The 22,922-nt window shown below is 71.8% G+C and carries 18 protein-coding genes; 8 read left to right on the top strand and 10 right to left on the bottom strand.

The window, feature by feature from the left end; genetic code table 11:
• Positions 1 to 168: 168 nt before the first annotated feature.
• Both CCN42_RS11755 and hpnR read right to left on the bottom strand, forming a co-directional pair.
• Positions 169 to 1,065 carry a DMT family transporter gene (locus CCN42_RS11755; protein ID WP_086735202.1) on the bottom strand — a complete coding sequence of 299 codons (897 nt, stop codon included), beginning with the start codon at positions 1,063 to 1,065 and terminating at the stop codon, positions 169 to 171.
• Between the two features lie 35 nt (positions 1,066 to 1,100).
• On the bottom strand, positions 1,101 to 2,579 hold the full coding sequence (gene hpnR / locus CCN42_RS11760) for a hopanoid C-3 methylase HpnR (RefSeq protein WP_086735227.1): 1,479 nt from the start codon (positions 2,577 to 2,579) through the stop codon (positions 1,101 to 1,103).
• A 272-nt stretch (positions 2,580 to 2,851) separates the two neighbouring features.
• On the opposite strand from hpnR, the gene CCN42_RS11765 reads away from it, so the two are divergent.
• From CCN42_RS11765 to CCN42_RS11780, 4 genes are all read left to right on the top strand, one after another.
• A complete protein-coding gene (locus CCN42_RS11765; RefSeq protein ID WP_086735204.1) occupies positions 2,852 to 3,682 on the top strand; it encodes an SDR family NAD(P)-dependent oxidoreductase in 831 nt (276 codons plus the stop codon).
• 70 nt (positions 3,683 to 3,752) lie between these two features.
• Positions 3,753 to 6,104, top strand: a complete 2,352-nt coding sequence (locus tag CCN42_RS11770) for a polysaccharide lyase 8 family protein (protein WP_086735206.1) — start codon at positions 3,753 to 3,755, stop codon at positions 6,102 to 6,104.
• A 154-nt stretch (positions 6,105 to 6,258) separates the two neighbouring features.
• Positions 6,259 to 7,842: an acyl-CoA carboxylase subunit beta gene (locus CCN42_RS11775; protein WP_086172127.1), complete on the top strand. Its 1,584-nt coding sequence runs from the start codon at positions 6,259 to 6,261 to the stop codon at positions 7,840 to 7,842.
• An 18-nt stretch (positions 7,843 to 7,860) separates the two neighbouring features.
• A complete protein-coding gene (locus tag CCN42_RS11780; protein WP_086172126.1) occupies positions 7,861 to 8,055 on the top strand; it encodes an acyl-CoA carboxylase epsilon subunit in 195 nt (64 codons plus the stop codon).
• A 128-nt stretch (positions 8,056 to 8,183) separates the two neighbouring features.
• On the opposite strand, the gene CCN42_RS11785 is transcribed toward CCN42_RS11780, so the two are convergent.
• The 8 genes from CCN42_RS11785 to CCN42_RS11820 form a co-directional block, all read right to left on the bottom strand.
• Positions 8,184 to 8,765: a GTP-binding protein gene (locus CCN42_RS11785; RefSeq protein ID WP_086172125.1), complete on the bottom strand. Its 582-nt coding sequence runs from the start codon at positions 8,763 to 8,765 to the stop codon at positions 8,184 to 8,186.
• Positions 8,746 to 9,324 carry a DUF742 domain-containing protein gene (locus CCN42_RS11790; RefSeq protein WP_086735207.1) on the bottom strand — a complete coding sequence of 193 codons (579 nt, stop codon included), beginning with the start codon at positions 9,322 to 9,324 and terminating at the stop codon, positions 8,746 to 8,748. The genes CCN42_RS11785 and CCN42_RS11790 overlap by 20 nt, the downstream gene beginning before the upstream one ends.
• Positions 9,325 to 9,418: 94 nt before the next feature.
• Positions 9,419 to 9,832: a roadblock/LC7 domain-containing protein gene (locus CCN42_RS11795; protein WP_004983065.1), complete on the bottom strand. Its 414-nt coding sequence runs from the start codon at positions 9,830 to 9,832 to the stop codon at positions 9,419 to 9,421.
• A gap of 10 nt (positions 9,833 to 9,842) precedes the next feature.
• A complete protein-coding gene (locus CCN42_RS11800; protein WP_169731440.1) occupies positions 9,843 to 13,073 on the bottom strand; it encodes a sensor histidine kinase in 3,231 nt (1,076 codons plus the stop codon).
• 389 nt (positions 13,074 to 13,462) lie between these two features.
• Positions 13,463 to 14,050, bottom strand: a complete 588-nt coding sequence (locus tag CCN42_RS11805; protein ID WP_086172122.1) for a GTP-binding protein — start codon at positions 14,048 to 14,050, stop codon at positions 13,463 to 13,465.
• Positions 14,031 to 14,429: a DUF742 domain-containing protein gene (locus CCN42_RS11810; RefSeq protein WP_043504343.1), complete on the bottom strand. Its 399-nt coding sequence runs from the start codon at positions 14,427 to 14,429 to the stop codon at positions 14,031 to 14,033. Before CCN42_RS11810 ends, CCN42_RS11805 begins: the two co-directional genes overlap by 20 nt.
• A gap of 113 nt (positions 14,430 to 14,542) precedes the next feature.
• Positions 14,543 to 14,956 carry a roadblock/LC7 domain-containing protein gene (locus CCN42_RS11815; RefSeq protein ID WP_043504344.1) on the bottom strand — a complete coding sequence of 138 codons (414 nt, stop codon included), beginning with the start codon at positions 14,954 to 14,956 and terminating at the stop codon, positions 14,543 to 14,545.
• A gap of 9 nt (positions 14,957 to 14,965) precedes the next feature.
• Positions 14,966 to 18,859 (bottom strand): sensor histidine kinase, encoded by a 3,894-nt coding sequence (locus tag CCN42_RS11820; RefSeq protein WP_086735211.1) that lies wholly within the window; start codon positions 18,857 to 18,859, stop codon positions 14,966 to 14,968.
• Positions 18,860 to 19,420: 561 nt separating this feature from the next.
• Between CCN42_RS11820 and CCN42_RS11825 the strand changes: the two genes are divergently transcribed.
• From CCN42_RS11825 to CCN42_RS11840, 4 genes are all read left to right on the top strand, one after another.
• Positions 19,421 to 19,609 carry a hypothetical protein gene (locus tag CCN42_RS11825; RefSeq protein WP_043504347.1) on the top strand — a complete coding sequence of 63 codons (189 nt, stop codon included), beginning with the start codon at positions 19,421 to 19,423 and terminating at the stop codon, positions 19,607 to 19,609.
• 118 nt (positions 19,610 to 19,727) lie between these two features.
• Positions 19,728 to 20,513 (top strand): fumarylacetoacetate hydrolase family protein, encoded by a 786-nt coding sequence (locus tag CCN42_RS11830; protein WP_086171156.1) that lies wholly within the window; start codon positions 19,728 to 19,730, stop codon positions 20,511 to 20,513.
• Positions 20,506 to 21,987, top strand: a complete 1,482-nt coding sequence (gene gltX / locus CCN42_RS11835) for a glutamate--tRNA ligase (RefSeq protein WP_086735213.1) — start codon at positions 20,506 to 20,508, stop codon at positions 21,985 to 21,987. The genes CCN42_RS11830 and gltX overlap by 8 nt, the downstream gene beginning before the upstream one ends.
• Positions 21,988 to 22,121: 134 nt before the next feature.
• A complete protein-coding gene (locus CCN42_RS11840; protein ID WP_086735215.1) occupies positions 22,122 to 22,853 on the top strand; it encodes an HAD family hydrolase in 732 nt (243 codons plus the stop codon).
• Positions 22,854 to 22,922 lie beyond the last annotated feature (69 nt).

The raw sequence follows: 22,922 nt of genomic DNA on the forward strand, positions 1-22,922 counted from the left end.
CCCTCCTCGACGACCCGCCCCGCCTGACGGCCGTACGCCACCGCGCGGCGGCCACGGCCCGCGAGGCGCACCCGTCCTGGGACCGGGTCCTGGCCGAGGACCTGCTCCCGGTGTGGCTGCCGGAGCGGCCGTCGCGGGACGACGTGCCGTAGGCGGCCGACGGCGGCCTCACGAGCCCCGTCGGATCACCGGAGCGTCCCGGCCCCTGCGTTCGTGCAGGGCCGCCACCACCGCAGACGTGTCCAGCGCCACGATGCCGGCGCCCACCAGGGCCAGGCCCGCCACGGTGAGGACGCTGACCGGCCAGCCGGTGGTGAGGGACTCGCCGAGGACCAGCGTGCCGGCGGCCACCGCGACGACCGGCTCGGACGCGTCGATGACCGTCATGCTCGCGGCGAGCGGCCCCTGCTGGAAGGCGGTCTGGATGAGCAGCAGGCCGGCGAGGGACACCACCACCAGCGCGTAGGTCTGCCAGGCGGTGAGCGCCGCGCCGGGGCCGTGCCGCAGGCGGTCCACGGTCGCGGCGAGCAGCACCGACTGGGTGCCCATGACCGTCCCCGCCGCCAGCGCGGTCGCCGAGGCCCGCCAGGGCCCGGACAGCCACCGGGCGGTGGCCAGCGCGGCGCAGGCGACGGCCGCCGTCGCACCGAGGGTCAGCAGCCACTCCGGCAGGCTCGCCGCCGCCGGGCGGCCCCCGTGCGGCCGGGCCGAGGCCAGCGCGGCGGCCAGCCCGGCCGCCACCGCGGCCGTGCCCCACCACTCCCGGCGCCCCAGCCGCATCCGGTGCAGCCGCGCCGAGAGCGGCACCGCGAAGACCAGTTCCGCGACGATCAGCGGCTGCACCAGGCTGAGCGGCCCGAACGCCAGGGCCAGCGACTGGAAGCCGTACGCCAGCACGGCCAGCGCGATCCCGCACAGCCACAGCGGATTGCGGGCCAGCCCGCCGAGCAGCCGCAGCCGCAGCGCCTCCTCGTCGGGGCGCGCCCCCGCGGCCCACTGCTGGAGCAGCCCGGCGAGCGCGAAGCACGCCCCCGCGGCGAGCGAGGCGAGCACGGCGACGGGCATCGGCGGACCAGCCCCCTCCCTGCGGTACTGCGGCCCTACTCGGTCCGCTCCCGGCTCCGCGTGTGCACATACAGCGTGCGCCGGTCACCGACGTCGAGCCGCTGCGGCAGCGGCAGCTCGTAGCGCACCGGCCTCGCGTGGTCGGCGAGCTGCCGCCGCGGGTTGTACACCTGATTGAACCTCCACAGCATCCGGGCGAAGTTGGTCTGTCCGTGCAGCAGGTTGCGGCCGAGCACGCGCGCCGCGCCGAACGCCGTCCGCAGGCCCAGGTGTTTGCGGTTGATGACCGCCTGGGTGCGCACCAGCTCCTCGTAGAAACGCTCCAGCGGCAGGGTCGTGGGGACGACCGCGTGCTGGATGTCGAAGAGGCGGTAGTCGCGGGTGGTCAGGCGGCGGGACTCGGTGTGCCAGATCTCCGTGCCGGGGTACGGCGTCATCACCGTGAAGTGCACGATCTCCGGCACCGACAGCGCGAACTCCCGCACCACCCGGAACCGTTCCTCGTCCCAGGCCGGGTCGACGATCAGGTTGATGGCGACGGCGATGCCGAGGCGCCGCGCGGTCTCGAGGGCCCTGAAGTTCTCGTCGGGGCTGATCCGCTTGCGGAACTGGTCGAGACCCTCCGCGTCGATCGCCTCCATGCCGAGGAACATGTACTTCAGGCCGAGCCGCGCCCACCGCTCGAAGACCTCCGGATGGCGCAGCAGCACATCGCTGCGGGTCTCCAGGTAGTAGCGCTTGCGGATCCGCCGCCGTTCCACCTCCGCGGCGATGGCGTGGCCGTGTTCGGGCCGGATGAAGGCGACGTCGTCGACGATGAACACGTTCGGCTCGCGGATCGAGGCCAGTTCGGCGGCGGCGGCCTCGGGGGAGGCCTTGCGGTAGCTGCGGCCGTAGAAGGTCCAGGCGGAGCAGAACGAGCAGTCCCAGGGGCAGCCGCGGGTGAACTCGACGGAGGCGCACGGGTCCAGCTCGCCGATGAAGTAGCGCCGCCGGCTGTGCATCAGGTCGCGGGCGGGCAGCGGACCGTCGATGCCGTGCAGCATCAGCGGCGCGGGACCGCGCCCCGCCGCGGTGACGATCCCCGGCACCCCGTCGACCCCACCGTCGCGCACGGCCTCCAGCAGCGGGCCGACCGCCGGCTCGCCCTCGCCGCGCACGACCGCGTCCACCACCCCTTCCGCCTGCTCCAGCACCTCCTCGGCGACGAAGGACACACTGTGCCCGCCGAGGAAGACGAAGCACCCGGGCAGTTCCCGCTTGACCCGCGCGGCCAGGTCGATCGCCTCGGGGATGTTGGCCAGGTAGTTCAGGGAGATGCCCAGCGCCTCGGGCCGGAAGGACCGCACCTCGGCGCGCAGCCGCTCCCGGCCGAGCACCTGGAGGTCCACCACCCGGACCTCGTGACCGGCCTCGCGCGCGGCGCCCGCCACCCGTTCGAGGCCGAGGGGTTCCAGGCGCAGGAAGATCTCCGAGTACATCAGGGCGCTGGGGTGGACGAGCAGCAGTCGCATGAGCACCTCCGGGGATCTCCCTTTCGTATCCCGGCCCCCGCGTCACCGCACGGCCCGTACCGCCGCCTGGCGGCACCCGGCGGCCCCCAGGAGTGGCGGGCCCCGCGGGGACCGGACCGCGGGGCCGACCCGCCCGCCGCCCGGAGCCGCGCGTCGGTTCGGGTGAGCCGGGGCGGCGGACGGGCGGCAGAACTGGCGCCGGGCACCGCTTCGGCGGTGTCCTGGAAGACGAGTCCCGAGCAACCGGACCGACAGCGCTGGGAGACCGACCCGTGACCCACACCGGCTCCACCTCCGATCCCCGGGCGGACGCCGGGCCCGTCCCGTCCGCGGACCGGGCGCCCCGGCCCGCGCGCACCGAACGGCCGGTGGCCCTGGTCACCGGCGCGTCCTCGGGGATCGGCGCGGCCGTCGCGCGCCGCTTCGCGGAGGGCGGCTGGCACCTGCTGCTCAGCGGCCGGGACCGGGACCGCCTGGCGGAGACGGCGGCCGGCACCTCCTCCGCCGTCCTGCCCGCGGATCTCGCCGCCCCGGGCGGGCCGCGCCTGCTGGCGCGCTCCGCGCTGGAGTCGGCCGGGCGGATCGACCTGCTGGTCGCGGGGGCGGGCATCGGCTGGGCGGGCCCGTTCGTGTCGATGCCGCACGACGCGATCGACGGCGTCCTCGGCGTGGACCTCGCCGCCACCCTGCACCTGGTCCGGGAGGTGCTGCCCGCGATGGTGGCGGCGGGCCGGGGCCGGGTGGTGCTGATCGGGTCGGTGGCGGGCTGCGTCGGGGTGCGCGAGGAGGCGGTGTACTCGGCCGCGAAGGCGGGGGTGGCCGCGTTCGCCGAGGCGCTGCGGCAGGAGCTGCGCGGCACCGGCGTCGGCGTCACCCTCGTGGTTCCCGGCCCGGTGGACACGGAGTTCTTCGCCCGCCGCGGTGTCCCGTACCGCCGCGCCCACCCCCGGCCCACCTCCCCGGAGACGGTCGCCCGCACGGTCTGGGAGGCGGTCACCCGTCCGCGTGACGAGGCCTACGTCCCCGGCTGGCTGACCCTCCCGGGCCGGGTCCGCGCAGTCGCGCCCGGACTGTACCGGCTGCTGCTGCACCGATTCGGCTGACCGGGGCCTTTCCGTACGGCGCCGGGTCCGGCCGGTTCCCCCGCGCCCGCTCTCCTGCTACGGCATGAGCATGACGTCCGAACGCGCATCCCGGCCCGTCCGCGCCCCCCTCAGCCGCAGAACCGTCCTCCTCGCCACCGCCCTCTCCCTGACCGCGACCGCACCCTCCCCGCCCGCGGCCCACGCCGCCCCCGACCCCTACGACACCCTGCGCCACCGCTGGCTGGACCTCACCCTGGGCACCGGCTACGACCCCGCCGCCGAACCGTACGCGTCCCGCCTGAAGGAGACCGGCGACCTCGCCCGCGGCTTTCTCGCCACCCTGCCCGACGCGCCGCCGCCCACCGCCCTGTGGCCGGACACCCCCTTCGACCCGCCCGCCGGCATCACCCGCGCCTACGGCCGCCTGTGGACCATGACCCGGGCGTACGTCCAGCCCGGCACCGGCTCCACCGCGGACCCCGGCCTCCTCGCGGCCGTCCTGCGCGGCCTCGACCACCTCGCGGCGACCGTCTACCGCCCCGGCACCACCCGCTACGGCAACTGGTGGGAATGGCAGATCGGCAGCCCCCGCCTCCTGATGGACATCACGGCCGCGCTCCACGACCACCTCGGCGCCGCCCGGACCGCCGCCGCCTGCGCCGCCGTCGACCACTTCATCCCCGACGCCATGCTCCACGACTACTCCGGCACCTCCACCGGTGCCAACCGCGTCGACCTGTGCCGCTCCGTCGCCCTGCGGGGCATCGCCGGCCGCGCCCCGGACCGCATCGCCCTGGCCCGCGACGCCCTCTCACCCGTCTTCCCGTACGTCACCCGGGGCGACGGCCTCTACGCCGACGGCTCGTTCGTCCAGCACACCTGGGTCGCCTACTCCGGTACCTACGGCCAGGTCATGCTCGACGGGCTCGGCCGCCTCTTCGCCCTGCTCGCCGGATCCGAGTGGGAGGTGACCGACCCGAACCGGAGCATCGTCCTCGACAGCGTCGAACGCGCCTACGCCCCGCTGATCCACGACGGCCTGGTGATGGACATGGTCAACGGGCGGGCCATCAGCCGGGGCCACCTCACCGCCGACGAACGGCACGTCCTGCGCGGCGACCACTTCCACGGACAGAACATCATCGCGGCCGTCGCGCTCCTCGCCCTCGGCGCGAGCCCCGCCGAACGCGACCGCTGGCACGCCGCCGTCAAGGGCTGGATCCAGCGGAACACGGTCAGCCCCGTCCTGACGGCCCGCCAGTTCGACGTGGCCGACCTCGCCCGGCTGCACACCATCGCCGACGCACCCGTCCCGGCCGCCCCCGAACCCGTCGGCCACCGCCTCTTCCCGGCCATGGACCGCGCGGTCCACCGCCGGCCCGCCTTCACCGCGGGCCTCGCCATGGCCAGCGACCGCATCGCGTCCTACGAGTGCGGCAACGGCGAGAACCCGCGCGGCTGGCACACCGGCGCCGGGATGCTCTCCTGGTGGGCGCCGGGCCTCGGCGGCCAGTACACCGACTGGTACTGGCCCACCGTCGACTGGTACCGCCTGCCCGGCACCACCGTCTCCACCAGGCGGCTGCCCGACCGCGCCGGCGGGGAGTGGGGCGCGCCCAAACCGGACGTCCGCTGGGTCGGCGGCACCACCGACGGCGAGTTCGCGGCCGTCGGCCAGCACCTGAAGGGCCTCGGCTCCACCCTCCGGGCCCGCAAGTCGTGGTTCTTCCTCGCGGACGCGATCGTCTGCCTGGGCGCCGGGATCAGCTGTACGGACGGCGTCCCGGTCGAGACGGTCGTGGACAACCGCAACCTGGGGGAGGGCGGCACCCAGCCCTTCGTCCGCGGCCCCGGCTGGGCCCACCTGGCGGGCCACGGCGGCTGGCTCGTCCCCCACGGCGCCCTGCGCACCCTGTGCGAGGACCGCACCGGCGCCTGGTCCGACATCAACACCGGCGGCACCACCGAGCGGCGCACCCGGCGCTGGCAGACCCTCTGGCTCGACCACGGCACGGACCCCGCGGACGCGGACTACCACTACGTGCTCATGCCGGGCGCCTCCCGCCGGGCCGTGGCAGCCCGCGCCGCCGACCGCCGCTGGCTGACGGTGCTCGCCAACGACGCCGCCCGCCAGGCGGTGACCGTGCCCTCGCTCGGACTGACGGCCGCCAACTTCTGGCAGCCCGGCACGGCCGGCCCGCTCACCGCGTCGGCCGGCGCGAGCGTGCTGCTCCGCCGCCACGGCCGGACGGCCCGCCTCCACATCAGCGAGCCGCCCCGCACCGGCGCCCCGCTGGAGATCGGCTGGGACCACCCGGTGCGCGGGGTGATCCGGGCCGACGATACGGTCGAGATCCTCGCCACCGGCCGCCGTCTGCGGCTGCGCGTCACTCCGGGGATGGCATGTGCCACCCATGAATGTGAGGTGACTCTCGGTTGACGAGTTTGTGCGACCCCTACAACGACAGGGCCCCCTGAGCAGTCGGAAAGCCTGCACAAGGCGTGGGTTCTGTTCAGGGGTACCAGGAAAACGAGCCGGAGACTGTACGGAGTCGACGGCTCGCTTTCCTTGGTCTCCTTCGTAAGGTCGCTACATGACCGTTTTGGATGAGGCGACGGGTGAGCCGACGGACGCGCGCGGCCGGGTGGCCGAGCTGCACGAGATCCGTGCGCAGGCACTGGCCGGCCCGAGCGAGAAGGCGACCGAGGCGCAGCACGCCAAGGGCAAGCTGACCGCCCGGGAGCGTATCGAGCTGCTGCTGGACCCGGGGTCCTTCCGGGAGGTCGAGCAGCTGCGCAGGCACCGGGCGACCGGTTTCGGCCTGGAGGCCAAGAAGCCGTACACCGACGGTGTGATCACCGGCTGGGGCACGGTGGAGGGCCGGACGGTCTTCGTCTACGCCCATGACTTCCGCATCTTCGGCGGCGCGCTGGGCGAGGCCCACGCGACGAAGATCCACAAGATCATGGACATGGCCATCGCGGCCGGCGCGCCCCTGGTGTCCCTCAACGACGGCGCGGGCGCCCGCATCCAGGAGGGCGTCTCCGCCCTCGCCGGCTACGGCGGCATCTTCCAGCGCAACACCAAGGCCTCCGGTGTCATCCCGCAGATCTCCGTGATGCTCGGCCCGTGCGCGGGCGGCGCGGCCTACAGCCCCGCCTTGACGGACTTCGTCTTCATGGTCCGCGACACCTCGCAGATGTTCATCACCGGCCCCGACGTGGTCAAGGCCGTCACCGGCGAGGAGATCACGCAGAACGGGCTGGGCGGCGCGGACGTCCACGCGGAGACCAGCGGCGTGGCCCACTTCGCCTACGACGACGAGGAGACCTGCATCGCGGAGGTCCGCTACCTCCTCTCGCTGCTCCCGCAGAACAACCGGGAGAACCCGCCCCGGGTGGAGTCCTCCGACCCCGTCGACCGCCGCAGTGACCTGCTCCTGGACCTCGTCCCGGCCGACGGCAACCGGCCGTACGACATGGCCAAGGTCATCGAGGAGATCGTCGACGACGGCGAGTACCTGGAGGTCCACGAGCGCTGGGCCCGCAACATCATCTGCGCGCTGGCCCGCCTGGACGGCCAGGTGGTGGGCATCGTCGCCAACCAGCCGTCGACCCTCGCCGGCGTCCTGGACATCGAGGCGAGCGAGAAGGCCGCACGCTTCGTCCAGATGTGCGACGCCTTCAACATCCCGATCATCACCTTCCTGGACGTCCCCGGCTTCCTGCCGGGCGTCGACCAGGAGCACGGCGGCATCATCCGCCACGGCGCCAAGCTGCTCTACGCGTACTGCAACGCGACCGTGCCGCGGATCTCCCTGATCCTGCGCAAGGCGTACGGCGGCGCCTACATCGTCATGGACAGCCAGTCCATCGGCGCCGACCTCACCTACGCCTGGCCGACGAACGAGATCGCCGTGATGGGCGCCGAGGGCGCCGCCAACGTGATCTTCCGCCGGCAGATCGCCGAGGCCGACGACCCGGAGGCCATGCGGGCGCGGATGGTCAAGGAGTACAAGTCCGAGCTGATGCACCCGTACTACGCGGCCGAGCGCGGTCTGGTAGACGACGTCATCGACCCCTCCGAGACCCGCGAGGTGCTGATCACGTCCCTGGCGATGCTGCACACCAAGCACGCCGACCTGCCCTCCCGCAAGCACGGCAACCCCCCGCAGTGACCCTGAGGAGCCTGTCGTATGTCCATGCCTGACATCCGCGTCGAGAAGGGCCACGCCGAGCCCGAGGAGGTCGCCGCCATCACGGCCCTCCTCCTGGCCCGCGCCGCCGCCCGGCCGGCCGAGACCGTCCCCGCCCACCACGGCCGCGTCCGCGCCGGCTGGCGCCGCCTGGAACGCGAGCCCGGTTTCCGCGCCCCGCACAGCTGGCGCTGAGCGCACACACCACGCGAAGGGCCCCTCCGCACGGAGGGGCCCTTCGCGTTGTCCTGGGACGTGGGACCGTCGGCATGGGACAGCCCCCCGCGGCCAGGTGGCCGCAGGGGGCTGCAACGAGCGGAGCGCTACCGCAGGCGCGCCATCAGCGCGTGCTCGACCAGCGTGATCAGCGCGGACTTGGCATCCGCGCGGTGCCGGGCGTCGGTGGTGATGATCGGGGTGTCGGGACCGATCTGCAGGGCCTCGCGGACCTCGTCGGGGGAGTACGGCTGGTTGCCGTCGAAGCCGTTGAGGGCGATGACGAACGGCAGGCCGCTGTTCTCGAAGTAGTCGACGGCGGGGAAGCAGTCGGCGAGCCTCCTCGTGTCGACCAGCACGACCGCGCCGATCGCGCCGCGCACCAGGTCGTCCCACATGAACCAGAAGCGGTCCTGGCCGGGCGTACCGAACAGGTACAGGATCAGGTCCTGGTCGAGGGTGATACGGCCGAAGTCCATGGCCACGGTCGTCGTGGTCTTGTCTCCGGTGTGGGTGAGGTCGTCGATGCCTGCCGAAGCAGACGTCATGACGGCCTCCGTGCGCAGCGGGTTGATCTCCGAGACGGCGCCGACGAACGTGGTCTTGCCCACGCCGAAGCCGCCCGCCACCACGATCTTCGCGGAGGTGGTGGAGCGGGAAGGACCGCCGCTAGAGCTTGCGAAGTCCACTGAGCACCCTTTCGAGCAGTGTCACGTCTGGCTGGCCACCGGCGTTCTCGTCGCCGCCGGGCTGATGGATGGCGACCAGTCCCGCCTCCGCCAAGTCGGCGACGAGGATCCTGGCCACGCCGAGAGGGATGGTCAGAAGGGCCGAGATCTCGGCTACCGACTTGATCTCACGGCAGAGGTTGCAGATCCGCTGATGCTCGGGCAACTGGCCCTGCATCTGGTGCGGAGCCGCGGTGGTGTGCACCAGCGCCTCGATGGCGAGCTGGTATCGCGGCCTGGTGCGGCCGCCCGTCATGGCGTACGGACGCACCAGGGGGTTGTGGTTGTTCGACGCCCCGGCGGGCGCCGGCTCAGAGGTGCGGCGCTGCGGCTGCACGGGCTGGACACGCGGGGCCTGCGGCTGGTCGTAGGGCGCGGGGCCGGGGCCCTGCGGCGCGTACGGCTGCCGGTGGCTCGGGGCGGAGGGGAAGTTGTACCGGTTCTGGGAACCGTCGTTCTGGCCCTGGGCAGGGCCGTACGACCAGTTGCCCGAAGACGAACCGCCTGGGGGTGTTGCCACTTTCTCCTCCTCCGACTGCGCCGGGCACCCATCTGTGTGGAGCCGCGTCCCGAAACCTTACGGCCACGGGACGCGAAAACGCACCGTCTGTCTGTTAGTTGAGAAGGCTCCCCTGGAGCTCCGCACGGAGATCCGGGGTGAGAACCGTGCCCGCTCGGTCCACCAGAAGCGCCATCTCGTACCCAATGAGGCCGATGTCCGCCTCGGGGTGGGCCAGAACCGCGAGGGACGAACCGTCCGAGATGGACATGATGAAGAGGAATCCTCGCTCCATCTCCACAACCGTCTGGTTCACGCTGCCGCCCTCGAAGATGCGCGAGGCACCGGCGGTCAGTGAGGTCAGACCGGAGGCGACGGCCGCGAGCTGGTCGGCGCGGTCGCGGGGAAAGCCTTCGGACATCGCCAGAAGGAGTCCGTCGGCGGAGACCACCACGGTGTGGGACACCCCGGGGGTGTTGTCCACGAAGTTGGTGATCAACCAGTTCAGGTTCTGTGCCGCCTGGCTCATCGGGCTCACACTAACGCTCCTGGTTGTAGGTGCTGTCAGGACCGAAGCCCTGGCCGTTCGTTTCACTTCCTGCGGTGCGTCCCCGCTGCACTCCCCGGCGCAGGTTGCTCAGCCTGCCCCGGACGTCCTCGGGGGCGCGGGAGACCTGTGGGCCTCCCTGCGGGGTCGACTCCGCGGAGCCCTCGACCAGATTGGCCTTGGGCACCCGCCGCGGCAGGCCGGAGGAGGTCACTCCGCCCGCCTTGGGCTTCCGGAGCTGCGCGGCCTGCTGCCATCGCTCGTCGTTCGCCGAGCGCCAGGCGTCGCCGCCGTCGTTCTCCGGGGTGGGGGCCGGCGTTTCCTGGTGCACGCGCTGCGAACCGCCGCTCGTGCCGCTCGCGGTGGATCCGCGGCGCGGAAGTCCGGCGTCGGTCAGCGCGTGACCGGCGGAGTGGGCCGGTCCCGGACGGTCGAAGCCTACGCGGTCCTGCTCACTCGCGTCAGCGGCCTGCACAGATTCCGCTTCGGGAGCGTACTGGTCCGGGTAGCCGTTCCGGTAACCGTCCTGCTGCTGCCAGTCTGCCTGGTAGGACTGCTCTTCGTAGCCCGAGTAGCTCTCCGGGGCAGCGGCCGGCGCCGCCGAGTGCTCCTGCTGAGCCGGCTCCGTATAGGCCGGCTCGGGGTAGCCGCCGGACGAGTGGAAGCCGTCGTTCTGCGGCAGTCCGCCGTCCTGCGCGAAGTACTGCTCGTCGTACGACGGCTGCTGCTGCTCCTCGTACGCCTGCTGCTGACCGTAGCCGGTCTGCTCCGGGTAGCCGCCCTGGGCGTTGTCGTAGCCGTGCTGGGCCTGCTGCCCCTGCCCGGTGTTCTGGTCGAACCCGTCGGCGTAGGACTGCGTCTCGCCGTGCTGCTCCTGGCCGGGGTGCTGGCCGTGGGTCTGCGCCTCCAGCGCCGCGCGGCGCTCCTCACGCATCAGGGAGCGGCCGACCGGGTCCAGCTCGCGGATGTCGTCCGGGACCTCGGTGTAGCGGCTGTCGTCGAAGCCCAGCTCCGCCGCGGTGCGCATCGGCTGGCCGAAGTCCTCACCCTGGAACTGCTGCTCCGGGATGATCTGCGAGACCGTGAACTCCTCGCGGTCCGCCGCGCCTTCGCCACCGCCACCGTGGGTGATGGCGTCCGGCAGCATGACCAGCGAGGTGGTGCCGGCCTGCTCGCCGGAGGGGCGCAGCTGGACGCGGATGCCGTGCCGGTCGGAGAGCCGGCCGACCACGAACAGACCCATGCGCTGGGAGATCGCGGCGTCCACGGTCGGCGGGTTGGCCAGCTTGTGGTTGATGTCCGCGAAGTCCTCGGCGGTGAGGCCGATGCCCTTGTCGTGGATCTCGACCATCACGCGGCCGTCGGGCAGCCGGGTCGCGGTGACCCGCACCTTGGTCTGCGGCGAGGAGAACGTGGTGGCGTTCTCCAGCAGCTCGGCCAGCAGGTGCACGAGGTCGGTCACGGCACGGCCGTGGATGTCGGCCTCGGGGACACCGGATATCTCGATGCGCTCGTACTGCTCCACCTCGGAGGAGGCGGCGCGCAGCACGTCCACCAGCGGGACCGGCTGGTCCCAGCGGCGGCCGGGCTCCTCGCCGGCGAGGACCAGGAGGTTCTCGCCGTTGCGGCGCATACGGGTGGCCAGGTGGTCCAGCTTGAAGAGGTTCTCCAGCTGGTCCGGGTCGGCCTCGTTGTTCTCCAGGTCGGTGATGAGGGTCAGCTGGCCCTCGATCAGCGACTGGTTGCGGCGCGACAGGTTGGTGAAGATCGCGTTGATGTTGCCCCGCAGCAGGGCCTGCTCGGCGGCGAGCCGCACGGCCTCGCGGTGGACCTGGTCGAACGCGCGTGCGACCTCGCCGATCTCGTCGGTGGAGGAGATCGGGATGGGCGCGACTCGGGTGTCGACCCGGCCCGGGTCGGTGCGGGACAGCTGGTCGACCAGCATCGGCAGGCGCTGCTCGGCGATGCCGAAGGCGGCGTTGCGCAGCTGGCGCATGGAGCGGCTCATCTGGCGGGCCACCATGCCGGCCAGGATGAACGCGGCGAGCAGCGCGATCACGACCGCGGCGCCGGTGATGAAGGCGTCGGTCTTGGCGTCACCGGCGATGTCGGCGGCCTCGGCCACCGCCGTGTCGGCGAGGTCGGACTCGATCTGCTTGTACGCGTCGTACTTGAGGGTGTTGACCGCCCACCAGTTGGCGGGGGTGATGCCCTGCGCGGCGAGCGCGTCCCGTGCGGCCTGGGAGGTGTCGGGCAGACCCGCGATGGCGGTGACCATCTTCGTGGGGTCGGACGGCGGCGCCTTGTAGTTCGGGTCCGTGGCCAGGGCTTCCTTGGCCGCGGCCTCGGCGTCGACCTTGATCTGCGCGGTCGCCTTCTCCAGCTTGTCCGCGTCGGCCTCGGTGCCACCGCCGCGGTACTCCTCGATGGCGATGCGCTCGAGGTAGGCGTACGACGACAGGGCCACCCGCTGGGAGGCGAAGTCGCCCTTGCCGGGACCCGGCTTGATCAGCATGTGCATGCCGATGGACCGCTGCAGCGACAGCGCGGCCTTGGTCAGCGAGATGGCGTAGACGGTCCGGCCGTAGCTGGTGATGTTTCCGGTGCCCAGACCCAGCTCGTTGGCGAACTCCATCAGCGGGTGGGCGACCTGGACGTAACCCTCCTCGGTCTCCACACCCTTCAGCCGGGAGGTGTACGCGGCCTGGCGCAGCGCCTCGAGCTGGGGCTCGACCTTGCGGAACAGCTCCAGACGGCGCTCCAGGCCGGCCTTGCCGGGCATGCTCTGGGCGGCCTCGTCGAAGGCGTCGGCGGCCTCGTCGGTCTTCTTGCGGGCGTCGAGGACGGCCTTGTCGTCCGGGCCCTTGCCCTGCAGCAGCGGAGAGGCGGTGGTGTCGCGCTCGTTGTAGAGGGCATCGGCGTAGGTGAGGGAGGCCCGCACCAGACGCGCGGTGTTCTCCGCGTCCTCGGCCTCCTGCCAGGTGTCGATCGAGCTCTTCACCTGGAAGCCGCCCATGACGAGGCCGACCAGCACGGGGATGAGCAGGATCGCGTTCAGTCGGGTCGTCACCCGCCAGTTGCGCGGGGAGAAACGACCGCCGCTCGGAGCGGGCGCGGGCGTCGGCTCCGAGCCGGGCACCACAGGGGCGGATGCCGCTCCGCGCGGCGGCGGGGTGAAGTTGCCCCGGGCGGGCGGCTCGGGACCGTTCTTGCTTCGCCTCACTCGACCAACAACCTCTCGGCGGTCGGCACCTACGTCGTGCCGCGGTTTCTCAGAGCCCAGCTCGCCATCGACCATCGAGTACGTCTTTGACTATTGGGCAGTTCAGGCATTCCAGCACGTGGACCAGTGCTCTTCCAAACATGGGAATGCGGTGAAACCGCGTGAGGAAGGCCGCAGATAAAACGGTCATAAAGAACGAGCCCCGCCAAAAGGCGGGGCTTTCGTGCGCGCAGCGAGACGACCTGACCGCGACGCGTGGCGGTACCACCCGATTCCTCTGCCGAAACGTTATGAACAGCGGAGCCGACCGTGTCTAAGGCCACAGTCGGCTCCGCTGTACAGGTGAGAGTGCCTGCGGCAACCACCGCGGAGCACGCCTCACTTGAGTCCTACTTCAGCCGGGCCATCAGCGCGTGCTCGACCAGCGTGATCAGCGCGGACTTGGCATCCGCGCGGTGCCGGGCGTCGGTGGTGATGATCGGGGTGTCGGGACCGATCTGCAGGGCCTCGCGCACCTCTTCCGGGCTGTACGGCTGATGACCGTCGAAGCCGTTGAGGGCGACGACGAACGGCAGGCCGCTGTTCTCGAAGTAGTCGACCGCGGGGAAGCAGTCGGCCAGCCGCCGGGTGTCCACCAGGACCACCGCGCCGATCGCGCCGCGCACCAGGTCGTCCCACATGAACCAGAAGCGGTCCTGGCCCGGCGTACCGAACAGGTACAGGATCAGGTCCTGGTCCAGGGTGATACGGCCGAAGTCCATGGCCACGGTCGTCGTGGTCTTGTCCCCGGTGTGGGTGAGGTCGTCGATGCCCGCCGAAGCGGACGTCATGACGGCCTCCGTGCGCAGCGGGTTGATCTCCGAGACGGCACCCACGAACGTGGTCTTGCCCACGCCGAAACCACCCGCGACCACGATCTTCGCGGAGGTGGTGGAACGCCCCGGAGCAGCCGCCCCGCTAGAGCTTGCGAAGTCCACTGAGCACCCTTTCGAGCAGTGTCACATCCGGCGCACCGCCGTTGTTCTCGTCGCCGCCCGGCTGGTGCACGGCGACCAGTCCGGCCTCGGCGAGGTCCGCGACCAGGATCCGGGCCACGCCGAGCGGCATGTTCAGCAGCGCCGACACCTCGGCGACCGACTTCACCTCGCGGCACAGATGGCAGATGCGCTGGTGCTCGGGGAGCAGTCCCATGAGCGCTGCCGGGTCGGCCGTGGTGCTGATCAGAGCCTCGAGGGCCAGCTGGTAGCGCGGCCGGGTCCGGCCGCCGGTCATCGCGTAGGGACGCACCAGCGGCTGGTCGCCCTCGTCCCCGTACGGATCACTGTACGGATCATGAGAGGCGGTGGGCGGGGTCATGAATCCTCCGGGCGGGACAGCAAGTCGGTCAGTCAAGCCGTCTGACGGGGGGCCGGTGGGGGGATTGTGGCGGCCGGACGGTGATTTGGTGAGACGGGTGGATCTTCGAACGGTCAGTGGAGCAGACTGCCTTGCAGTTCGGCGCGCAGGTCCGGTGTGAGCACCGCGCCCGCACGGTCCACGAGCAGCGCCATCTCGTAGCCGACGAGGCCGATGTCCGCCTCCGGATGCGCCAGGACGGCCAGCGACGAGCCGTCCGAGATGGACATGAGGAAGAGGAATCCCCGCTCCATCTCGACGACGGTCTGCGCCACGGTGCCGCCCTCGAAGATCCGGGAGGCCCCGGCCGTCAGCGAGGTGAGTCCGGACGCGACGGCCGCCAGCTGGTCGGCACGGTCGCGCGGGAAACCCTCGGACAGCGCCAGCAGAAGACCGTCGGCGGACACGACGACGGTGTGGGACACCCCGGGGGTGTTGTCCACGAAGTTGGTGATCAACCAGTTGAGGTTCTGTGCGGCCTGGCTCATCGGGCTCAACTAACGCTCCTGCGGGTGAGTGGGGCTCGGGAAACTGCCCGTCTGGCCCGAACCGGCCTGACGGCCCTGTGCGATACCCCGACGGAGGTTGGTCAGCCGGCCGCGTACGTCCTGGGGAGCACGCGAGACCTGCGGACCGCTCTGGTTCGGCTGCTGCTGCGCGGTGCCCGGGACGAGGTTCGCCCGGGGGACCCGGCGCGGCAGGCCGGACGTGGTGACTCCGCCCGCGGCGGGCTGGCGGACGCGCTCGGCCTGCTTCACGAGGTCGTCGTTCGGCGAGCTGCGCCAGGCGGCCGAGGCCGCCCGCTGCGGTCCGGTGGGAGCCTGCGGCTGCGCCCGGTCGGGCGCGGAGCCGTTGCCCGCCGGCCGCTCGGCCCGGGCCTGCGGGGCCGGCCGGCCCTGCTGGCCCTGGTCCTGCTGGCCCTGGTCCTGCGCCTGCTGGCCCTGCTGGGCCTGCTGGCCGTGGAACCAATTGGTCTCCAGCGTGTCGTACAGCGGCGTACGCCCGTCACCGGGACCGGACGCCGGCGGCAGTGCCTCCGGTTCCGGACGCCGCTGCTGCGGACGCTGCGCGGCGCGCTGGGCACCGAAGTCGGACTGGCCGTTTCGCCGGCCGCCGGGCAGGGCGTGCCGGCCGGTGGCCGAAGCGTCCTGGGCGGGCACCGGGTACTGGCCGGTGGAGCCGTTGTCGTACCCCTGCTGCTGGGCGGCCGGGTACTGGCCCGTGGAGCCGTTGTCGTACCCCTGCTGCTGGGCGGCCGGATACTGGCCCGTGGAGCCGTTGTCGTAGGCCTGCTGCTGGGCGGCCGGGTACTGGCCGGTGGAGCCGTTGTCGTAGGCCTGCGGCGCGCGGGACTGGCCCGTGCTGCTGCCGTCGTAGCCCTGCGACGCGGCGAACTGGCCGGTGGAACCGTTGTCGTAGCCCTGCGGAACCGGGAACCCGCCCGTGTTCGACGGGTCGGCCGCGGCGGACGTACCGAAGACGTCCGGGCGGACGAACTGGCCGGTCTGCTGCGGCTCCTGCGCGCCCGGGCGGCCGAAGTCGGCACCGCCGGGCGGTACCTGGCGCTCGTCCTGCCGGCCGATCGCCGGCATCTCCGCGGTGGCGCCGGGACCCTGGCGGTCGTCGGCCCGCGGCATCCGGGAGGTCTGCGAGACGTCCGGCTCCTCGTGCCCGCGCGGGGTGTCCAGCGAGGCGCGCGGCACCGGCGGCTGGGCGTTCTCGTCGCTCCAGCTCGGCACCCGCGGCTGCGGGTTGCCACCCGGCAGCTCGGCCCGCGGGCCGCCGCGCGGCGGCAGCTGCGGCTGCCGCGCCTGCCGGCCACGCCGGCCGCCGCGCTCGCCGTCCTGGCCGCCGCGCCGCTGCGACACCGGGCCGCGGGATTCCTGGCCCTGCGGCGCACCGGCCGGACCGGCGGCCTGAAGGCCCTGCGGCGCACCGGCCCCGGCCGGGGCCGGACGGCCCTGCTGCGGCCCGGGAGCCTGCGGCCCGCGCGCGCCACCGGGACCGCCGAGTCCGCCGGGTGCACCCGGACGCCCGCCGGCGTCGCGGCCCGGCAGTGCGGCCCGCGGTCCCTGACCGGCCCCGAGCAGCCCCCCACCGGCACCGCCGGAACCGAGGGCACCACCGTTCCCGCCGCCGTTCTGGCGACGGGCCGCGGCCGCGCCCGCGGCGGCCTGCGCGGCGGCCGGACCGCCGGAGACACCGGGGCCCTGACCCTGCTTGGGCTGCGGCTTCTTGCCGCCCTGGGCGACATCGACGGGCAGCATGACCAGCGCGGTCGTGCCGCCGGAGTCCGACGGGCGCAGCTGGATGCGGATGCCGTGCCGCTGGGACAGCCGGCCGACCACGAACAGACCCATGCGGCGGGAGACCGACACGTCCACGGTGGGCGGCGAGGCGAGCCGCTCGTTGATCGCGGCCAGGTCCTCCGGCGACAGGCCGATACCGGTGTCGTGGATCTCGATCAGCACCCGGCCGTCGGGCAGGGCGTGACCGGTGACCTTGACCTTGGTCTGCGGCGAGGAGAACGAGGTGGCGTTCTCCAGCAGCTCGGCGAGCAGGTGCACGAGGTCGTTGACGACCCGGCCGGCGACCTGCGTGGTCGGCACGGCGGCCAGCTCGATGCGCTCGTACTGCTCCACCTCGGACGCGGCGGCACGCAGCACGTCGACCAGCGGGACCGGGCGGGTCCAGCGCCGGCCGGGCTCCTCACCCGCGAGGACGAGGAGGTTCTCACCGTTACGGCGCATACGTGTGGCGAGGTGGTCCAGCTTGAACAGCGAGGCCAGCTGGTCCGGGTCCGCCTCGCGGGACTCCAGCTCGGAGATCAGCGACAGCTGGCGCTGGATCAGACCCTGGGAGCGGCGCGAGAGGTTGGTGAACATCGCGTTGACGTTGCCCCGCAGCAGGGCCTGCTCGGCGGCGAGGCGGACCGCCTCGCGGTGCACGTCGTCGAAGGCCGCGGCCACCCGGCCGATCTCGTCCCGGGAGTGCACGCCGACCGACTCCACGGACGTGTCGACGTCCTGTGGGTCGGCCTCGGACAGCTGCTTGACCAGCTCGGGCAGGCGCTCGGAGGCGACCTTGGTCGCGGTGTCCTCCAGCCGGCGCAGCGAGCGGATCATGGAGCGGGCCACCACGAAGGCGCCGACCAGCGACACGCCGAGCACGAGCAGGATCAGCGCACCGGAGATGATCGCTTCCTGCTCCGACTCGCTGCGCAGCTCGCGGGCCTTCTGCTCCATCTCCTCGAGCAGCGTGCGCTCGATCTTCTTCATCTGCTCGATCTTCGCCGAGCTGTCGTCCAGCCAGTCCTGGTACGAGCGCTTGTCCAGGCCCTCCAGACCCTCGGGCCGGCCGAACGCGCGCGAGGCGTAGAGGTCGGTGGCCTCGATGGTGGAGTTGCCCTCTTCGATGGGCTCCAGCAGTTCGGCGGCGTTCTCGTCGCCGTAGATGCTCCGGAAGCTGCTGATGTCCGACTTCTGGCTCTGCAGCGCCGACTCGGCGTACAGGCGGTCGTTCGCGGAGAGGTTGCCGTAGGTGTCCTTGTTGGCGGGCAGGGCCGCCGCGAGGACCGCGCGCTGGATGGAGGCGTACTCCTTGGCGGAGGAGAAGGCCGCCAGGGCGCGCGTGCGCTGGATCATCTCCGGGTTGCTGGTCGCCTCGGCCATGTCCTGCGAGAGGTCGAGCAGGTGCTCGATCAGTCGGTGGTAGGCCTCGACGGTCTGCATGTTGTTGTTCTTGGCCTCGTAGGCCGTGCTGCGGACCTTGTTGAGGGTCATCAGGTCGCGCGCCAGGCCGACGACGCTGTCCCGGACGCCCTGCAGGTTGCCGTCCCGGCTGGCGCTGTCGATCTCCTCGGAGGAGTCGAGGAAGTTCTTCAGGGCGCGGTCGGTCTTGTCCCGGTAGCCCTTGACGGTGATGGCGCTGGAGGTCGAGCCGTGCGCCAGCGGACCGGCGGACTTGTCGCGCTCCTCCTGGAGCGCCGCGGCCAGCTCGGTGGCCTGCTTGGTCATGTCCGTCAGCAGCTTCATGTTGTCGAGCTGCTGCATGTCCTCCATCGACTGGGTGATGCGCAGCGCGCCCAGCGAGGTCGCCGCGACCACGGGGAGGGTGAGCAGCGCGACCAGACGGGTGGAGATCCGCCAGTTGCGCAGGGCTATTCGGGGGCCGGGGCCGGTCGGGCCCTGCGGCGGCTTCACGGTCGGCGTGGGGGCCGCCGGGCCCGCGGAAGCGGACGTGCCGGGGCGCCCGGGGCGGGTACCGCCGTCGGCGGACGGGCCCTGGCCCTGGGCGTGCTGGGGCGAGGAGCTGCCGGCCATGGGGCCAGTCCCGCCGTGCGGCTCCGGCTCCGCCGAAGCGCTGCCATCCCTCTTGAAACGTCCCTGCACTAGCGTCGCAACCTCTGGACCAGGCGTCCTTCCGGAACGGAAGGACGGTGTCGGCGTCGTCGGGGACGCCCTGAATACGTCCCCGGGTGGTCGTGAGTGACCGCTTCCCCCTTCTCGCCGCCACTCGGCGCTTGTCGCGCCCCCTGCGCGCCGGCTCGTTCCTGCGGCGGTCCGTGGAATTCCAGCACAGTGCAGGATCTCCAACAAGGCCAGTTGGTCAGGCTGTGACCTCCGTGACAGCTTGTGAGGGGCGCGTCACCTGGTGTGCAGCTGGCTCCACCTTATAACGGACATTTACCTACGAGTCGTCGAGGTGTTCGCGGTGTCCCAGTCGCCATGATCAGGAGCGGAATGGTCGCTTCAGGCGCTGAATGTCCGTTTCGTGGGCATGAGTTGCGAGCCTGAATTGACCGTTTTGGGGGTGAGTTCGTGAGCAAACTCACACGCGCTTCATGAGCGCTTCCGCCCTTTGACGGGAATCCGCATGTTTAGCCTGACGCTTTACAGGAGTCAGCGTTCTGACAAGAGCGACATTCCGACCTCGACCGACCAAGGACACCCGTGAAGACGACGACGATGTTCCACAAGATCGCCAACCCGCGGCGCACGACGCTGGCGCACCTGAAGGGCGCCGACGAACTGCAGACCCCGGTGCAGCCGGAGCACCCCGTCGAGCTCCCGTCCCAGACGGCCAATCCCAAGCGTACGGTCCTCATGGAGATCCCGGTGGGCGCCTCCTCGGCCCAGTAGCCACACCGGACACGGATCACCCGGGCGCCTCGCGCACCATGCGCGGGGCGCCCGCTGTGTGCCGCGCTAGCCTGGAGCGTCAGACTCCCGCCAGCTCAGTCAAGGGGCAAAGCATCCCGTGCGCATCGCCAGGTTCTCCATCGACGGGAACGTCGCCTTCGGCGCGGTCGAGGGCGACAAGCCGGACGAGCTCGTCCTCGACATCATCAAGGGCATCCCGTTCACGGACTTCGAGCTCTCCGGCACGAAGGTGCCGCTGAGCAAGGTCAGGCTGCTGCCGCCGGTGCTCCCCAACAAGGTCGTGGCCTTCGGCCGCAACTACGCGGAGCACGCGCGCGAGCTGGGCAACGAGGTCCCCGACGCCCCCTTCGCCTTCTTCAAGCCGTCGACCTCGGTCATCGGCCCCGGCGACGAGATCCAGTACCCCTCCTTCACCGAGGAACTGCACCACGAGGCCGAGCTGGCCGTCGTGATCGGCCGGATGTGCCGCGAGGTCCCCCGCGAGCGCGTCAAGGACGTGATCTTCGGCTTCACCTGCGCCAACGACATCACCGCGCGGGACGTGCAGAAGCGCGAGAAGCAGTGGGCGCGGGCCAAGGGCTTCGACACCTCCTGCCCGCTCGGCCCCTGGGTGGAGACCGGCCTGGACCTCGAGACGGCGTCCGACCTGACCGTCCAGCTCACGGTCAACGGCGAACAGCGCCAGCTCGGCCGGACCAGCGAGATGATCCACTCCATCGAGGAGCTGATCGTCAACATCTCCGAGGCCATGACGCTGCTCCCCGGCGACGTGATCCTCACCGGCACCCCGGCAGGGGTCGGACCCCTGAACGTCGGCGACGAGGTCGCCGTCACCATCGAAGGCATCGGCACTCTCACCAACAAGGTTGTCAAGCGTGGCTAGCGCACCCGGCTCCGTACGCGTCCGTTTCTGTCCCTCGCCCACCGGTAACCCGCACGTGGGCCTGGTCCGCACCGCCCTGTTCAACTGGGCGTTCGCCCGGCACCACGGCGGCACCCTGGTCTTCCGCATCGAGGACACCGACGCGGCCCGCGACTCGGAGGAGTCGTACCACCAGCTGCTCGACTCGATGCGCTGGCTCGGCTTCGACTGGGACGAGGGTCCCGAGGTCGGCGGCCCGCACGCGCCGTACCGCCAGTCGCAGCGCATGGACCTCTACAAGGACATCGCCCAGAAGCTCCTGGACGGCGGCTACGCCTACCACTGCTACTGCTCCCAGGAGGAGCTGGACACCCGCCGCGAGGCCGCCCGCGCCGCCGGCCGGCCGTCCGGCTACGACGGCCACTGCCGCGAGCTGGCCGCCGCCCAGGTCGAGGAGTACAAGGCCCAGGGCCGCGAGCCGATCGTCCGCTTCCGGATGCCGGACGAGACCATCACCTTCACCGACCTGGTCCGCGGCGAGCTGACCTTCACCCCGGAGAACGTCCCGGACTACGGCATCGTCCGCGCCAACGGCGCCCCGCTGTACACGCTGGTCAACCCGGTCGACGACGCCCTGATGGAGATCACCCACGTCCTGCGCGGCGAGGACCTGCTCTCCTCCACCCCCCGCCAGATCGCCCTCTACAAGGCGCTGATCGAGCTGGGCGTCGCCAAGGGCATCCCGCAGTTCGGCCATCTTCCGTACGTCATGGGCGAGGGCAACAAGAAGCTCTCCAAGCGCGACCCGCAGTCCTCGCTCAACCTCTACCGCGAGCGCGGCTTCCTCCCCGAGGGCCTGCTCAACTACCTCTCCCTGCTGGGCTGGTCCCTCTCGGCCGACCAGGACATCTTCACGATGGACGAGATGGTCGCGGCCTTCGACGTGAAGGACGTGAACCCCAACCCGGCGCGCTTCGACCTCAAGAAGTGCGAGGCGATCAATGGCGACCACATCCGCCTGCTGGACGTGAAGGACTTCACGGAGCGCTGCCGCCCCTGGCTGAAGGCACCCTTCGCGCCCTGGGCGCCGGAGGACTTCGACGAGGACCGGTGGCAGGCGATCGCCCCGCACGCCCAGACCCGCCTCAAAGTCCTGTCGGAGATCACCGACAACGTCGACTTCCTCTTCCTGTCCGAGCCGGTCTTCGACGAGCCGAGCTGGACGAAGGCGATGAAGGAGGGCAGCGACGCCCTGCTGCGCACCGCCCGGGAGAAGCTGGAGGCCGCCGACTGGACTTCCGCCGAGTCCCTGAAGGAGGCCGTCCTGGCCGCCGGCGAGGCCCACGGCCTCAAGCTCGGCAAGGCCCAGGCCCCGGTCCGCGTCGCCGTCACCGGCCGCACGGTCGGCCTGCCGCTCTTCGAGTCCCTGGAGATCCTGGGCAAGGAGAAGACCCTGGCCCGCATCGACGCGGCCCTGGCGAAGCTCGCCGCGTAGGACCCACGCGCGCGTGAAGGGGCGGCACCCGGTCTCCGGGTGCCGCCCCTGTCGCGTTCGTCACCCCGGCCGCTCGGCCGGCCGGAATCCCGGAACCGCGGACGGGACCGGTGCCCCGGCGTTACCGTCGGCTCATGAGCATCCGTGCCGTGGTCTGGGACGTGGACGACACGCTCTTCGACTATTCGACCGCGGACCGCGAGGGCATGCGTGCCCATCTGGCGGCCGAAGGCCTGCTGGACCGCTGCGGCGGCCCGGAGCGGGCCCTCGCGCGCTGGAAGGACCTCACCGAACGGCACTGGACGCGTTTCTCGGCGGGGGAGGTCTCCTTCGAGGGGCAGCGCCGGGACCGGGTGCGCGCGTTCCTGGAGCGGCCGCTGACGGATGCGGAGGCCGACACCTGGTTCGAGCGCTATCTCGCCCACTACGAGGCCGTCTGGGCCCTGTTCCCGGACGTCCTGCCCGTCCTCGACGCCCTGGCCGCCAGTCACCGCCACGCGGTGCTCTCCAACTCCAGCCTCACCGTCCAGGACCGCAAGCTGCGGGCGCTCGGCGTCCACCACCGCTTCGAGACCATCCTGTGCGCCGCCGAACTGGGCGTCTCCAAGCCCGAGCCCCGGGCCTTCCTCGCCGCCTGCGAGGCCCTGTCGCTGCCTCCGCACCAGGTCGCCTACGTCGGCGACCACCCGGAGATCGACGGCCGGGGCGCGGCCGAGGCCGGGCTGCTGTCGGTCTGGATCGACCGCCTGGGCGGCTCCGCCACCGTGGTCGTTCCGCCCGGTCCGCACCGGATCGTGTCCCTCTCCGAACTCCCGGCGCTGCTCCGCGCGGATAGCCGTTTTGGAGCCCCGTCCACCTTCAGGTAATGTTCTTCCTGCGCCGCCGGGGAGCGGGCCGAAAGGCCGGGAACCGGAGGAGCAGACTAGAACAAGATC

This window comes from Streptomyces glaucescens, assembly GCF_002154375.1.
In the GTDB taxonomy this organism is placed as follows: domain Bacteria; phylum Actinomycetota; class Actinomycetes; order Streptomycetales; family Streptomycetaceae; genus Streptomyces; species Streptomyces glaucescens.

Bases quoted from the DNA above. Each gene is read 5' to 3' on its own strand.
- CCN42_RS11840 (WP_086735215.1), top strand. From the start codon at position 22,122: ATGAGCATCCGTGCCGTGGTCTGGGACGTGGACGACACGCTCTTCGAC.
- CCN42_RS11810 (WP_043504343.1), bottom strand. From the start codon at position 14,429: ATGACCCCGCCCACCGCCTCTCATGATCCGTACAGTGATCCGTACGGG.
- CCN42_RS11795 (WP_004983065.1), bottom strand. From the start codon at position 9,832: ATGAGCCAGGCGGCACAGAACCTGAACTGGTTGATCACCAACTTCGTG.
- CCN42_RS11770 (WP_086735206.1), top strand. From the start codon at position 3,753: ATGACGTCCGAACGCGCATCCCGGCCCGTCCGCGCCCCCCTCAGCCGC.
- hpnR (WP_086735227.1), bottom strand. From the start codon at position 2,579: ATGCGACTGCTGCTCGTCCACCCCAGCGCCCTGATGTACTCGGAGATC.
- CCN42_RS11815 (WP_043504344.1), bottom strand. From the start codon at position 14,956: ATGAGCCAGGCCGCACAGAACCTCAACTGGTTGATCACCAACTTCGTG.
- CCN42_RS11780 (WP_086172126.1), top strand. From the start codon at position 7,861: ATGTCCATGCCTGACATCCGCGTCGAGAAGGGCCACGCCGAGCCCGAG.
- CCN42_RS11755 (WP_086735202.1), bottom strand. From the start codon at position 1,065: ATGCCCGTCGCCGTGCTCGCCTCGCTCGCCGCGGGGGCGTGCTTCGCG.
- CCN42_RS11775 (WP_086172127.1), top strand. From the start codon at position 6,259: ATGACCGTTTTGGATGAGGCGACGGGTGAGCCGACGGACGCGCGCGGC.